Here is a 14,314-nt window from a genome sequence, read left to right on the forward strand (position 1 = left end):
CCGGCGCGATTTTGGAGCTGCCACAAAAGTGAGTTCGGGCGAGACCTTAATGCGAGCCGACGGGGTACAAGACGCCGCGATTCTCCGCAGCACCCCCAGCGATGATGGCCCTCCGCGTCGCTATGCCGATTTCCCGACATTGGGCGCCGCGCTCGATTATGCGGCCGAAGGCGCGCGCGGACTGAACTTTCACGATCCGCGCGGCACTCTGGTGCGCGCTTATCCCTTTGCCGAGCTGCGCGCCGACGCGATCGCGAGCGCGTACGGATTGATCGCGGCGGGCATCAAGCCCGGCGATCGCATTGCCCTGCTCGCCGAGACGGGCACCGAGTTCGCAGCCGCCTTCTTCGGCGCCATCTACGCCGGTGCCTGGCCGGTGCCGCTGCCGTTGCCCACCTCGTTCGGCGGGCGTGAAGCCTATATCGATCAGCTCGCCGTCCAGCTGGCGAGCTCCGATCCGGTGCTGCTGCTCTATCCGGGCGAGCTCGAGACGATGGCCGAGGCCGCCGCCGCAGCGAAGGCGGTGCCTGCGCGCTCCTACGCGGCGCAGGCCGCCCTCCCCGCACCCGCGATCGCCTTGCCCGAGGCCTCGGGCGACGACATCGCCTATCTTCAATATTCGAGCGGATCGACGCGCTTCCCGCATGGCGTCGCGATCACGCACACTGCGCTCATGTCCAACCTCGCCGCGCATTCGATCGGCATGGAAGTGCGCGACGGCGATCGCTGCGTCTCGTGGCTGCCCTGGTATCACGACATGGGGCTCGTCGGCTGCCTGCTCTCGCCCGTCGCCAACCAGGTCTCGGCCGATTATCTGAAGACCGAGGATTTCGCGCGCCGCCCGCTCGCCTGGCTCGATCTGATCAGCCGCAATCCAGGCACGACGCTCTCTTATTCGCCGACCTTCGGCTACGACATCTGCGCGCGGCGCATGTCGAGCCAGATGAAGGGATCGGGCCGCTTCGATCTGTCGCGCTGGCGGCTCGCGGGCAACGGCGCCGACATGATCCGGCCCGACGTGATGCAGGCGTTCGTCGATGCCTTCGTCGAGGCCGGCTTCGACGCCAAGGCCTTCACCCCTTCCTACGGACTCGCCGAGGCGACGCTTGCCGTCTCGATCATGCCGCCGGGCGAGGGCATCGTGATCGAACTGGTCGAGGAGACCGAGTTGTCGGGCAGCGACGAGGGGCTCGATCGCCCGCGCCGCTACCGATCCATCGTCAATTGCGGCAAGCCCGCGCGCGAAATGGAGATCCAGATCCGCGACGAGGATGGCGGCACCCTGCCCGAGCGCGCGATCGGCAAGGTCTGGTGCCGCGGCCCATCGGTGATGGTCGGCTATTTCCGCGATCAGGAGGCGACCGATGCCTGTCTCGTCGATGGTTGGCTCGACACGGGCGACATGGGCTATCTGAGCGACGGCTACATCTACATTGTCGGCCGCGCCAAGGACATGATCATCATCAACGGCAAGAATCACTGGCCGCAGGATATCGAGTGGGCGGTCGAGCAATTGCCCGGCTTCAAGGCGGGCGACATCGCCGCGTTCGCGATCACGACCCCGGGCGGCGAGGAAACCCCCGCCGTGCTGGTACAGTGCCGGACGAGCGATCCCGAGGAACGCTCGCGCCTGCGCGACGAGATCCGCGAGCGCGTCCGCGCGATCACCGGGATGAATTGCGTCGTCGAGCTCGTGCCCCCGAAAACGCTACCGCGCACCTCTTCGGGCAAGCTCAGCCGCGCGAAAGCGCGCAACCTGTATCTGTCGGGCGAGATCCAGCCTTACGATCTGGCGGCCTGACCGCCGCCCCGCAGGCCGGGATCATAGGCCAGCAGCCAGGTTTCCGCCGCGCTGTGCGAGCAGAAGAAGACAACCCGATCCGCCGGCGCCACGTCGCGCCCGCGCGCTTTAAAGAGGTTGTTGCGGACGACGATCGCAACGCGATCGCCGGGCTCGTATAGCCGCTCGGCATGGGCGTTGATCCGCGCCTGAACTGGCGGGAGCTGCAGTTCGGCCGCGACCGCATCGATCAGGACGCGGATCGGCCGCCGCGCAGCGCGCTGGGCGGCAACGAGCGTCCCGAGCTTCGCGTAATAAGCCTCCACCTCGGCAATCGACCAGTGGCCGATGCCGGTCGCGCGGAGGATGCCAAGATCATCGATGTCGACGTCGAGCATCATACCGCCCTGTCCGGCCCGCGCCGGCGCGATCGTGACTGTCTCATCTGCTCCAACGGCCCTCGGGTTCGTCAATCTGCTTACCATCATCGCATGCTGCCGCCGAGCGGGGAGATAGAAACAAGCCGTTTCCGATCCGATAATGCGGCTATTGTGTCGCGCGACACGCTATTGCTTGCGCGTTATTCGCAGTAATCCGGGATCGCACGAAGCCAAGGCGAACGGGCCTGGCGTAGACGCGGCGCGCGACATCCTAGCATCCGATGATGTGCGCGGATCGACCGCCCGTCGCGGGACGCGCGTTTGACAGCGGCTCGGAGCTCCCCATACGTGACGGCGACTTTCGATCGGGAATGGGGAAGCACAGATGAAACGGCACGTCCTGGCAGCAATCGGCACGCTCGCGGTCGCCGGCCCCGCGCTTGCCCAAGCCCCCGCCCCGGCGGCCACACCCGGCCAGACCGCGTTCCGCACACTCTACAAGGAGTTCGTCGAGACCGACACGTCGGTCTCGACCGGCAGCTGCACCGCGCTCGCAGGCAAGATCGCCGGGCATCTGAAGGCAGCGGGCTTCGCCGATGCGCAGATCACCCTCTTCACCGATCCGCAATTTCCGCTCGACGGCGGGCTCGTCGCGGTGCTGCCGGGCAGCGACCCGAAGGCCAAGCCGATGCTGCTGCTCGGCCATCTCGACGTGGTCAATGCCAAGCGCGAGGATTGGACGCGCGATCCATACGCCTTCATCGAGGAAAATGGCTATTTCTATGGCCGCGGCACCTCCGACATGAAGGTGATCGACGCGATCTGGGTCGATACGCTGATGCGTTTCAGGACGGAGGGCTACAAGCCGAAGCGCTCGATCAAGCTCGCGTTGACCTGTGGCGAGGAATCGGGCGCGCGGCTGAACGGCGCCGAGTGGCTCTCCAAGAACAAGGCCGATCTGATCGCCGCCGAGTTCGCGATCAACGAGGGCGGCGGCGGCGACACGGACGGCAAGGGCAAGCTCGTCACCCAATCGATGCAGGTCGGCGAGAAATCGAACCGGAGCTACGAACTGACCGCCACCAATCCGGGCGGGCACAGCTCGATCCCGATCGACGACAATGCGATCTACGAATTGTCCGACGCGCTGGAGAAGGTCCGCGCGCTGAAATTCCCGATCCGCTTCAACGCGACGACCAAGGCCTTCTTCGCAAAAGCGGGCGCGGCGCGCGGCGACGATCTCGGCAAGGCGATGATCCGGCTCTCGGCCGATCCGTCCGACAAGGCGGCCGAGGCGACGGTCATTGCCGATCGCACCTTCAATTCGATGCTGCGCACGACCTGCGTCGCGACGATGCTCACCGGCGGCCATGCGGTGAACGCGCTGCCGCAGCGCGCGACCGCGACGATCAACTGCCGGATCGCGCCCGGCGAGGATGGCGACACGACCAAGGCGGCGCTGGAGAAGGCGATCGCCGATCCGAAGATCGCGGTGACGATGGTCGGCCGTCTCCGCCCCGTCGCGGTCACCCCGCCTTTGACCCCGCAGATCATGGGCCCGGCCGAAAAGCTCGTCGCGCGCTATTTCCCGGGCGTGCCGCTGATTCCGACCATGTCGACCGGCGCGACCGACGCGACCTATCTGGCCCCCGTCGGCATCCCGACCTACGGTGTGCCCGGCCCGTGGGGCGACCCCGACGGCAACGGCGCGCACGGCCTGAACGAGCGCCACGCGGTCAAGTCCGCTTATGTCGCGCGCGACTTCCTCTATGATCTGGTCAAGGCCTACGCCGACGGGCGGTAGGCGCCGACAAGCGGTTCGTCCGCGCCTCCCCGACGGAGCGTAGCTGAACCGCCGCGCGGCTCAGGCCATGCCAGGAGCATGACCGTCCTGCTGCGCGAGGTGGTGCGCCCACGCGGGCGCTCCGCCGAGGCTGACCGACCCGCAAACGGCAATCACAGCCCTATCGGGACGTGGGCCGAAGGAGCGACGTGGCAGGAACGGTCCGACCGCCTGATGTCCACTCACCTCGCCGCCCTTCGCGATGCGTCAAGGCGTGCCGGCAAACCCGAGGCTTGGATCTACAGGGCCCCCGGGGCCCCGACAGCGGCGCAGCCGCAGCGCACGGCCGTCCTTAACGCCTGCCTGATCGAGGACGAAGCACGTCCCATTAGACCAAAGTCGAAGCGTTTCGAGATTTCGCCGATTGACCATGTCCGATTATGGCAATAATCGGCCACTTCTTCGCAAGAAGATAGACTATAGATCCGTCGAGTTCTGGCACCTAAGGCAATGTTTTGCATCTATCGGACGATCTATCGTGGTGAATAGATGATAGAAATGGATCTGCAGCGGAACCAAAGATGGATATGGCGCGCTCTATAGTGTCGCTTGCTGACGGGTTCTTGCTACAGATTTAGTGTCGCCATTAAGCTGGCCATCGAGGATATGCGACATGCAGCAGACACAGGCCAGTGCCGAGCCCTGCCCGGTCGAAAGCGCCCCGTCCGCCGCCGGCCGGCACTTTCAGGGCAAGGTGCTGCTCGTCGACGACCAGGAGGTCGTCCGCAAAGTCACGGCCGAGATGTTGAGCGACATCGGCCTTGATGTCGTGGAGGCATCGTCCGCCGAGGCGGCCCTGCTTCTGATGGAAGATGGTATCCGTCCGGACCTGGTCGTCACCGACCACTATATGCCGGGCATGTCCGGCGCGGATCTCGTTCGGACACTCCGATCAAGAAGCAGTGTTCTGCCGGTTCTGATCATGTCCGGCTGTCCGGATGCGGACTTCGGACTGCCCGGAATTCCTACCCTAACGAAGCCGTTCCGCAGTGCGGAACTGACGTCGAGGGTCTGCGCGCTGATGCCTCCAGTTTCGCCATCGTCCGGGATCTGTTGAGACAGCGGGCTTCTGCCCTGCTTGGCCCGGCCTTCGCGATCAAAACTCGCCCGGCGATTCGATAAACGCAGCCGCCTGGCTAAGCTAGGGTCGCCGCCGCCTCACGGCTTCAGCGTCCGCCCCAGAAATTCCACCGACGCCTCGTCCGCACGCAGCCAGCTATCGTAGCGGAGGAAGCCGTGGATCTCGTTCGGCAGGATCAGGGTCTCGAACGGCGTGCCCTGCGCGCGCAGGCGGCGGGCGAGATCGACGGTCTGATCGAAGCGGACGTTGCGATCGTCGTCTCCGGCGATCAGCAGCACGGGTGAGGTCCAGCCCTTGAGCGCGCTTTCGGGCGAGCTTTCGAACGCCGACTTCATCGCCGCATCATAATCGCCCTGCTCGTAGCGCTCGGGCCGCGTGATCAGGCCGGGATAGAGCGACCAATCGTGGACGCCGTGGAAATCGACACCCGCCTTGAAGATCGCGCTGTCGTGCGCGAGCGCGTGCGCGGTCAGCAGCCCGCCATAGCTGCCGCCCCAGATGCCGATCCGCGCCGGATCGACCGACGACTGCGCGGCGAGGAAGCGCGCGCCGGCCTGCACGTCCTGATATTCCGAATTGCCGGCGATGCCGCCCTTCGCCGGATGCTGGAAGGCGCGGCCATAGCCGATGCCGAGCCGGTAATTGACCGACAGCACGACATAGCCGTGCGCGGCATAATATTGGTTCATCGCATAAGCGTGCGCGTAATAGTCCATATAAGACGGTCCGAGCAGCATCTGCCGCGGCGGGCCGCCATGGACGAAGATCAGCCCCGGCTTGCGCGCCGCCTGCCCCTTCGCGACGAAGAGCTGGCCGTGGATCAAAGTGCCGTCGGCGGCGGTGAACGAGACAGGCAGGGGCACGACCATGCCCGGAGGTGCATAAGCCGGTCCCGGCTCGCCCAGCGGCTTGGGCGTGCCGCCCCCGGCGAGCATCACGCGCATCGGCCCGGTCGGCGACGCGCCGACATAAGCGACCTTGCCGCCGCCAAGCGCCGCGCCTGTGAATTCGACGCCCTCGCCCTTCGTCAGCGCCACCGGCGCGCCGCCGTCGAGGCCAACGCGATACAAATGTCGCCGGTCGATATCGCCGGGCGTGGCGCCCGTATTGGCGTCGTAGATGAGCGCCGTCCGGTCGGGCGCCAGCGCGACATGCTCGACCATGTAGGCGCCGGGGGTGAGCAGCCTGGGCGTGCCTCCCGCGCCGGCCGACAGCGCATAGAGATGCGGCCATCCGTCCATCTCCGCGCGGAAGACGATCCGGTCGCCCGCCGCCCAGCGCACGAACATTCCGTCCGGCACCTGCGGATAGGAGCCCTCGATTGTCCTGGGGCTTGCCCAGAGCTGCCGCGCGCGGCCGTCGGCGACGCTTGCGACCCAGATCGAGAAGGGATTGGGCGTCTCGGTCAGCGGCGAGGCGAGCAGGTCCGCTTCGCCCTCGCGCCGGACGAAGGCGATGCGTGTGCCGTCGGGCGACCAGGCGAAATCGCCGTCATAAGCGGTTGCCGGGGCCAGCCAGCGGATCGGCACGTCCGGCCCTGCATAGATGCCGATGAAACTGTGATCGCCGCGGTGCGAGACGAAGGCGAGCTTCGATCCGTCGGGCGACCAGGCGAGATCGCCGATCTTGCCGCGATCGTAGAACAGCTTCTCCGGCTTGGCGCCGGGCGTCAGAGTGACCGTCCACGCCTGATGATCCTTGACGAAAGCGAGCCGACCCGTCGCGGACAGAGCCGGCTCGGCACCTTCGGCGACCTGGACCGGGGCCGAGCCCTCGACCGAGACCCAGATCTCCTGCGTCGGCTGCGCGACGGCAGAGGCCGGATTGGGCGGGGGCAGATTGGCGGCCCAGTCATTATGCTCGCCGCCGCCGCGCACCCACGCGAGGATGCGGCCGTCGGGCGAGAAAGCGAGCTCGGCCAGTTCCATGCCGTCGTCGAGGCCTGAGCCGGCCAGCCGCGTCGCCGTGAGATCCGCGCCTCTGGCCTGCCAGACCGAGCGCTTGCCTTCGCGCATTTCGATCCAGGCGAGCGCGCCGCCCCGCTCGGGAGCGACCAAATCGGTCAGGAAGGGATAGGCCAGGAAGGCCTTGAGATCGGGCGCAGGCGCGGCGCGCCCGGCCGTGAGCGCGAGACCGAGGCATCCGATCATCGCCAGCCGCAGTGTCGCCCGCATCACGCGCTCCCGATCAAGTGTCGGGGCAGCCTATGGGCGGCGCGCGACGCTGACAATCGCGCGCTCTACGGCAGGTGGAAATTCACGCGCAGGCCGAGCATGTCGAGCCCGGGATTCTGCTTGCCGAAGATCTGGGCATGGCTGAGGTGGGTCAGGCTCGCCTCGACCGAGATGCGCGGCAGAACCTGCCAGCCGATCGCGAATTCGGGTTCGAACAGGACGCGGCTGCCGAGATCGGTGCGATCGTTGCCGCGAATGCGGCGGCTCGGGCCGTCATGGACGGCGATGCCGACGCCGGGGCGGACATAGATCAGGCCGCCGAACTTCCAGGCTAGGCCCGCCGCGGCGAAGCTGGTGTTGCCGGCGGTGTTGACCGAGGCCAGCACATAAGGCGCGGGGCCGCCGAGCGGACCGAGCCCGAACAAGGCATTGCCGCGATAGCCCGCTTCGAGATCGGTGCCGCCCTCGTGCAGCTTCTTGGCGAAGATGTTGACGTCATGCTGGTAGACGCCGCCGAACAGATCGGCCGCCTGCGCCGGCGCGGTCGCCCCGAAAAGCGCGATCATCAGCGCAGTTCCGCGTCTCTTCATCCATCATCCCCCTTTAGATTCAATTGCATGTAGAGGATGTCGAGCCAGCGGTCGAACTTGTAGCCGACGCGACGCAGGACGCCGGCATGTTCGAAACCGAACGCTTCGTGCAGCGCGATCGAGGGCGTGTTGGCGGCATCGCCGATCACCGCAATCATCTCGCGAAAGCCGCTGTCGCGCGCATGATCGATCAGCGCCGTGAGCAGGGCGCGGCCGGCCCCCGTGCCGACATGATCCTCGTGCACGTAGATCGAATCCTCGCAGGTGAAGCGATAGGCATGGCGCGTGTGGAAGCGCGAATAATACGCATAGCCGATCACCGCCCCGTCGCGCTCGGCGACGAACCAGGGCCAGCCGCGCGACGTGACGGTGGAGAAGCGTAGCCGCATCTCCTCGGCATCGGGGGGATCGACCTCGAAACTGGCGGTCCCGCGCAGGACGTGCCCGCCATAGATGGCGGCCAGCGCATCGGCATCGGCTGCCCGGGCCAGACGGACGATCACGGTTTGTGACACAGTTTTCGCTCCTTTTGGCGGCTTTTCCGCCATTTCGTCATCATAGTGTCACGCCACCTTATCCTGCTCTTAAGGCCGGGCCGATAGCCAGACCGCGATGTCGATCGACCTTCTTCCCCGAACCGAGCCTTCCGTCGAGGAGATCGACCTGTCGTCCCTCTGCGAGCCGGGGGGCGCCGATCTCAAGGTCGCGACGGATGCGCCGCTCAGCGCGGCGATCGAACGGTTCCGCGCTCGCCCCCAGTTGCGGCTGGTCGCAATCGTCGACGCCGCCGACCGCCCGATCGGTGCGATCCTGGAGCAGGACATCCGCGCGATCCTCTACAATCCGTTCGGCCACTCTTTGCTGATGAACCCAGGCTTTGCGCGAACAGCGGGGAGCCGGCGGCGCGATTGTCCGACGGCGGAGGCCGGAACGTCGCTGGGCGACCTGCTCGATCTCTATGCGCGCAGCGGCGGCGGCGAGGGCATGATCCTGACCGAGCAGGGACGCTTTCGCGGTCTGCTCGCCAATCATACGCTGTTGCGACTGGCAGGCGAGCGGGAGGCACGCCTGTCGGCGGCGGACGCGGCCCGTTGGCAACGCGAGGCACGCGCGAGCGCCCGCTTCCTCGGTGACGTCGATCTGATTGCCGACGACCTTTACGATGCCGCCGCCGCGATCGACGCCGCGGCCGATGCGACCGGCGCGCGGGTCGCGACCTTCCAACGGCAGTCCGCGACCGTAACCTCCGCCTGCCAGCGAACGGTCGACGACATGGCGGGGCTGGCGGACCATGGCGCGCGCCTGGCGACGACGATCCAGCAGCTGCGCGATGCCGCCGCCACCGCGCGGACCCGCGCAGGCGAGGCGATCGCCTTGACCGAAGCGGGCAGCCGGCGCGGCGAGGCGCTGGCGGTGGCCGCGCAATCGATCGACGAGAATCTGGCGCGGATCCGATCGATCGCCGTCCAGGCGCATCTGCTTTCGGTGAACGCGGCGATCGAGGCGGCGCGACTGGGCGAGCGCGGCAGCGGCTTCAGCGTCGTCGCGCGCGAGCTGCGCCAGTTCGCCGGGCGGACGCGCGATGCGGTCGGCACGATCGGCGACCAGATGAGCCAGATCCGCGAGATTGCCGGCGACATCGCGACGAGCCAGGCGGCGGTGGAGCAGATTGCGCGCCTCATCGACGGCGTCTCCTTTTCGGTGGAGCAGGCGGTGGCGGCGGAGGCGGACTCGGCGCGCCTGCTCGCCGACAATGTCGATCGCGCGCAGCAGGCAAGCGTCGCGGTGCAGACCGGCGCCGCCGAAACCGAGCGGCTCGTTTCGACCGCGGCCGGCCAGACCGAAGGGCTGCGTGCGCGCGCCGACGATCTGGGACAGGATGCGCGGCGTCTGCGCGAGCGAGTCGACGCTTTCCTGGCGGAGCTCGGCGCGGTCCGCTGAACGGCGGCGATGGAACTTATCTCATCCGGCGCAAACGGGGCTTTCCAAACGCCGCCGAGCGACTATATGCGAGCAATCCAACATCCCTGGCGACGTTCCTCATCCCTGGTGGTGAGTCGCGCGCCGCCCGTCCCGCCCCGGGACACGGCCCAGTTAGCGGTGGGCTGCGACGAATGGGGGCGATACGGGATCAGACGCTGCCAGTGTGGTTCCGACGGTCCGGACCCGCACTTTTTTGCGTGGCGTCCTGCCACGTTCGGCCGCGAACCCGCAGCGAGGCGGGCGATATTTGGTCCTACGCGAGGATATTGAATGGCGACCCAGGCAGTTACGGCCCGCACCCACACGTTGATGAGTGCCGCCAAGAAGCGCATTCGCAAGGTCTTCGGTAACATCCACGAAGTGGTGGAAATGCCGAACCTGATCGAGGTGCAGCGCGAAAGCTACGAGCAGTTCCTGCGCTCCGATGCCTCGATCGGCTACGTCTCCGGCCTCGAGAAGACGCTCCGCTCGGTGTTCCCGATCCGCGATTTCGCCGGCACCGCCGAGCTGGATTTCGTGACGTACGAGCTGGAACAGCCCAAGTACGACATCGAAGAGTGCCGCCAGCGTGGCATCACCTTCGCGGCGCCGATGCGCGTGACGCTCCGCCTGATCGTGTTCGAGGTGGATCCGGACACGGAGACCCGCTCGGTCCTCGATATCAAGGAGCAGGACGTCTACATGGGCGACATGCCCCTGATGACGGGCAACGGCACCTTCGTGATCAACGGCACCGAGCGCGTGATCGTCAGCCAGATGCACCGTTCGCCGGGCGTCCTGTTCGATCATGACCGCGGCAAGACGCACGCATCGGGCAAGTATCTCTTCGCCGCGCGCGTGATCCCGTATCGCGGCTCGTGGCTCGATTTTGAGTTCGACGCCAAGGACATCGTCAACGTCCGCATCGATCGCAAGCGCAAGCTGCCGGTCACGACATTGCTGTATGCGCTCGGCCTCAACGGCGAGCAGATCCTCAACGAATTCTACAAGACGCAGACCTATGTCCGTGGCGACGGCGGCTGGAAGGTGCCCTTCCTCGTCGAGAATTGGCGCGGCCAGAAGCCGAACTTCGACGTCGTCAACGGCGACACCGGCGAAGTCGTGTTCCCCGCCGGCACGAAGATCTCCCCGCGCGCGGCCAACAAGGCCGGCAAGGACGGGCTCAACAGCCTGCTGATCCCGACCGAGGAAATCTACGGCCGCTATTCGGCGTACGACCTGATCGATGAGGCCACCGGCCGCATCTATATCGAGGCCGGCGACGAAGTGACGCCCGAGAATCTCGAGAAGCTCGACGCGGCCGGCTTCGAGCATGTCGATCTCCTCGACATCGATCACATCTCGACGGGCGCCTGGATGCGCAACACGCTCGCGGCCGACAAGGTCGAGGAGCGCGATCATGCGCTTTCCGAAATCTATCGCGTCATGCGCCCCGGCGAGCCGCCGACGAAGGAGACCGCCGAGTCCCTGTTCGCCGGCCTGTTCTTCGATCCCGAGCGCTACGATCTCTCGGCCGTCGGCCGCGTGAAGCTCAACATGCGCCTCGACCTCGACGTCGAGGACACGGTGACGACGCTGCGTACCGAGGATATTCTCGAGGTCGTCAAGACGCTCGTGAACCTGAAGGATGGCAAGGGCGAGATCGACGACATCGACAATCTCGGCAATCGCCGCGTGCGTTCGGTCGGCGAGCTGCTCGAGAACCAGTATCGCGTCGGCCTGCTCCGCATGGAGCGCGCCGTGAAGGAGCGGATGAGCTCGGTCGACGTGTCGACGGTGATGCCGAACGACCTGATCAACGCGAAGCCGGCGGTGGCCGCGGTCCGCGAATTCTTCGGCTCCTCGCAGCTGTCGCAGTTCATGGATCAGACCAACCCGCTCTCCGAAGTGACGCACAAGCGTCGCGTCTCGGCGCTCGGGCCGGGCGGCCTCACGCGCGAGCGTGCGGGCTTCGAAGTCCGCGACGTTCACCCGACGCATTATGGCCGCATCTGCCCGATCGAGACGCCGGAAGGCCCGAACATCGGTCTGATCAACAGCCTCGCGTCGTTCAGCCGCGTCAACAAGTATGGCTTCATCGAGACGCCGTACCGCAAGGTCATCGACCACAAGGTCACCGACGAGGTCGTGTACCTCTCGGCGATGGAAGAGGCCAAGCACACGATCGCGCAGGCCAATGCCGATATCGCCGCCGACCACACGTTCACCGAGGATCTGATCTCGGCACGTGAGGCGGGCGAGTTCCTGATGGCGCCGCGCGATCACATCACGCTGATGGACGTGTCGCCGAAGCAGCTCGTCTCGGTCGCGGCCTCGCTCATCCCGTTCCTCGAGAACGATGACGCGAACCGCGCGCTGATGGGCTCGAACATGCAGCGTCAGGCCGTCCCGCTTGTCCGCGCCGAGGCTCCGTTCGTGGGCACCGGCATGGAAGAGACTGTCGCGCGGGACTCGGGCGCTGCGATCGCCGCCAAGCGTCCGGGTATCGTCGATCAGGTCGATGCCGGCCGTATCGTCATCCGCGCATCGGGCGATGTCGATGCCGGCAAGTCGGGCGTCGATATCTACACGCTGATGAAGTTCCAGCGCTCTAACCAGTCGACCTGCATCAACCAGCGTCCGCTGGTGAAGGTGGGCGACGTGGTGAAGGAAGGCGACATCCTCGCCGACGGTCCTTCCACCGAGTTCGGCGAGCTGGCGCTGGGTCGCAACACCCTCGTCGCGTTCATGCCGTGGAATGGCTACAATTACGAGGATTCGATCCTCATCTCCGAGCGGATCGTGAAGGACGACGTGTTCACGTCGATCCACATCGACGAGTTCGAGGTGATGGCCCGCGATACCAAGCTCGGGCCGGAGGACATCACCCGCGACATCCCGAACGTCGGCGAAGAAGCGCTGCACAACCTCGACGAGGCGGGCATCGTGTATATCGGCGCCGAAGTGGAGCCGGGCGACATCCTGGCGGGCAAGATCACGCCGAAGGGCGAGAGCCCGATGACGCCGGAGGAGAAGCTCCTCCGCGCCATCTTCGGCGAGAAGGCCTCCGACGTGCGCGACACGTCGCTGCGTCTGCCGCCGGGCGTGTCCGGCACGGTCGTCGACGTTCGCGTCTTCAACCGCCACGGCATCGACAAGGACGAGCGTGCGCTCGCCATCGAGCGCGAAGAAATCGATCGTCTCACCAAGGATCGCGAGGACGAACGCGCCATCCTCAACCGCGCCAGCTGGTCGCGGCTGAAGGAGATGCTCGTCGGCCAGACGATCGCTTCGGGCCCGAAGGGCACGAAGAAGGGCGCCGTCATTGACGACGCGCTGCTGGAAGAGGTCGAGCGTCGCGAATGGTGGAAGTTCGCCGTTGCCGACGATGCGCGCCAGAGCGATCTGGAAGCGGTCAAGACGCAATATGACGATGCCGTCGCCGCGATCGTCCGCAAGTTCGACGATCGCGTCGAGAAGCTGCAGCGCGGCGACGAGCTGCCGCCGGGCGTGCTCAAGATGGTCAAGGTCTTCGTCGCGGTGAAGCGCAAGCTGCAGCCGGGCGACAAGATGGCCGGCCGTCACGGCAACAAGGGCGTCATCTCGCGCATTCTGCCGGTCGAGGACATGCCGTTCCTCGCCGACGGCACGCACGTCGACATCGTTCTCAACCCGCTGGGCGTGCCGTCGCGCATGAACGTCGGCCAGATCTTCGAGACGCATCTGGGCTGGGCCGCACGCGGCCTGGGCCAGAAGGTCACGGCGGCTCTGGAAGATTGGCGCGATGCCAATCCGAACCCGCAGCCGGGTCCGGCGCCGCAGGCGGTCGTGGACAGCCTCAAGTATGTCTATGGCGAGCAGTATCACGCCGAGATCGACACGCTGAGCCAGGATCAGGTCATCGAGATGGCCGGCCTGCTCAAGAACGGCGTGCCGATGGCGACGCCGGTCTTCGACGGCGCGCGCGAGGCGGATGTCTCCGACATGCTGACGCTCGCCGGGCTCGACACGTCGGGCCAGAGCGATCTGTATGACGGGCGGACGGGCGACAAGTTCGATCGTCAGGTGACCGTGGGCTACATCTACATGCTGAAGCTCCACCATCTCGTGGACGACAAGATCCACGCGCGTTCGATCGGGCCGTACAGCCTCGTCACCCAGCAGCCGCTGGGCGGCAAGGCCCAGTTCGGCGGGCAGCGCTTCGGCGAGATGGAGGTGTGGGCGCTCCAGGCGTACGGCGCCGCCTACACGCTGCAGGAAATGCTCACGGTGAAGTCTGATGACGTCGTCGGCCGCACCAAGGTCTATGAGGCGATCGTCAAGGGTGACGACACGTTCGAGGCCGGCATTCCCGAGAGCTTCAACGTGCTCGTCAAGGAAATGCGCTCGCTCGGCCTGAACGTCGACCTGAACTCGGTCGAGGACAAGGACGACGACGGCGTCGCGCTGGCTGCAGAGTAAATACTGACCCTCCCCTCCCTGCGCCGGGTTTCCATCAAGTAGT

The 14,314-nt window shown here is 66.3% G+C and carries 9 protein-coding genes; 5 read left to right on the forward strand and 4 right to left on the reverse strand.

Annotated elements, in window-relative coordinates:
* Nucleotides 1-49 precede the first annotated feature (49 nt).
* Nucleotides 50-1,801, forward strand: coding sequence for a fatty acyl-AMP ligase (locus Q4F19_RS18790; protein ID WP_303546091.1), 1,752 nt, complete (start codon nucleotides 50-52; stop codon nucleotides 1,799-1,801).
* Here Q4F19_RS18790 and Q4F19_RS18795 read toward each other — a convergent pair.
* Nucleotides 1,783-2,178, reverse strand: a complete 396-nt coding sequence (locus Q4F19_RS18795) for a hypothetical protein (RefSeq protein WP_303545928.1) — start codon at nucleotides 2,176-2,178, stop codon at nucleotides 1,783-1,785. The two genes, Q4F19_RS18790 and Q4F19_RS18795, sit on opposite strands and share 19 nt — an antisense overlap.
* A gap of 367 nt (nucleotides 2,179-2,545) precedes the next feature.
* On the opposite strand from Q4F19_RS18795, the gene Q4F19_RS18800 reads away from it, so the two are divergent.
* Together Q4F19_RS18800 and Q4F19_RS18805 are read left to right on the forward strand one after the other, a co-directional pair.
* Nucleotides 2,546-3,964: a M20/M25/M40 family metallo-hydrolase gene (locus Q4F19_RS18800; RefSeq protein ID WP_303545929.1), complete on the forward strand. Its 1,419-nt coding sequence runs from the start codon at nucleotides 2,546-2,548 to the stop codon at nucleotides 3,962-3,964.
* Nucleotides 3,965-4,616: 652 nt separating this feature from the next.
* On the forward strand, nucleotides 4,617-5,060 hold the full coding sequence (locus Q4F19_RS18805; protein ID WP_303545931.1) for a response regulator: 444 nt from the start codon (nucleotides 4,617-4,619) through the stop codon (nucleotides 5,058-5,060).
* A gap of 101 nt (nucleotides 5,061-5,161) precedes the next feature.
* Here the strand turns inward: Q4F19_RS18805 and Q4F19_RS18810 are convergent, their stop codons facing one another.
* The 3 genes from Q4F19_RS18810 to Q4F19_RS18820 form a co-directional block, all read right to left on the reverse strand.
* Nucleotides 5,162-7,258, reverse strand: a complete 2,097-nt coding sequence (locus Q4F19_RS18810) for a S9 family peptidase (protein ID WP_303545933.1) — start codon at nucleotides 7,256-7,258, stop codon at nucleotides 5,162-5,164.
* A gap of 65 nt (nucleotides 7,259-7,323) precedes the next feature.
* A complete protein-coding gene (locus Q4F19_RS18815) occupies nucleotides 7,324-7,848 on the reverse strand; it encodes an acyloxyacyl hydrolase (RefSeq protein ID WP_303545935.1) in 525 nt (174 codons plus the stop codon).
* A complete protein-coding gene (locus tag Q4F19_RS18820; protein WP_303545959.1) occupies nucleotides 7,845-8,363 on the reverse strand; it encodes a GNAT family N-acetyltransferase in 519 nt (172 codons plus the stop codon). The genes Q4F19_RS18815 and Q4F19_RS18820 overlap by 4 nt, the downstream gene beginning before the upstream one ends.
* Before the next feature lie 97 nt (nucleotides 8,364-8,460).
* Here Q4F19_RS18820 and Q4F19_RS18825 point away from each other — a divergent pair, with 97 nt between their 5' ends.
* Nucleotides 8,461-9,789 carry a methyl-accepting chemotaxis protein gene (locus tag Q4F19_RS18825; RefSeq protein WP_303545961.1) on the forward strand — a complete coding sequence of 443 codons (1,329 nt, stop codon included), beginning with the start codon at nucleotides 8,461-8,463 and terminating at the stop codon, nucleotides 9,787-9,789.
* A 312-nt stretch (nucleotides 9,790-10,101) separates the two neighbouring features.
* A complete protein-coding gene (gene rpoB / locus Q4F19_RS18830; RefSeq protein ID WP_303545963.1) occupies nucleotides 10,102-14,271 on the forward strand; it encodes a DNA-directed RNA polymerase subunit beta in 4,170 nt (1,389 codons plus the stop codon).
* Nucleotides 14,272-14,314: the final 43 nt, after the last annotated feature.

The sequence above is a fragment of the Sphingomonas natans genome, assembly GCF_030546695.1.
Classification (GTDB): Bacteria; Pseudomonadota; Alphaproteobacteria; order Sphingomonadales; family Sphingomonadaceae; genus Sphingomonas_I; species Sphingomonas_I natans.

Excerpts from the sequence above, each read along its gene's own strand:
- rpoB (WP_303545963.1), top strand. The coding sequence starts at position 10,102 with ATGGCGACCCAGGCAGTTACGGCCCGCACCCACACGTTGATGAGTGCC.
- Q4F19_RS18790 (WP_303546091.1), top strand. The coding sequence starts at position 50 with ATGCGAGCCGACGGGGTACAAGACGCCGCGATTCTCCGCAGCACCCCC.
- Q4F19_RS18810 (WP_303545933.1), bottom strand. The coding sequence starts at position 7,258 with ATGCGGGCGACACTGCGGCTGGCGATGATCGGATGCCTCGGTCTCGCG.
- Q4F19_RS18825 (WP_303545961.1), top strand. The coding sequence starts at position 8,461 with ATGTCGATCGACCTTCTTCCCCGAACCGAGCCTTCCGTCGAGGAGATC.
- Q4F19_RS18800 (WP_303545929.1), top strand. The coding sequence starts at position 2,546 with ATGAAACGGCACGTCCTGGCAGCAATCGGCACGCTCGCGGTCGCCGGC.
- Q4F19_RS18795 (WP_303545928.1), bottom strand. The coding sequence starts at position 2,178 with ATGCTCGACGTCGACATCGATGATCTTGGCATCCTCCGCGCGACCGGC.
- Q4F19_RS18805 (WP_303545931.1), top strand. The coding sequence starts at position 4,617 with ATGCAGCAGACACAGGCCAGTGCCGAGCCCTGCCCGGTCGAAAGCGCC.
- Q4F19_RS18815 (WP_303545935.1), bottom strand. The coding sequence starts at position 7,848 with ATGAAGAGACGCGGAACTGCGCTGATGATCGCGCTTTTCGGGGCGACC.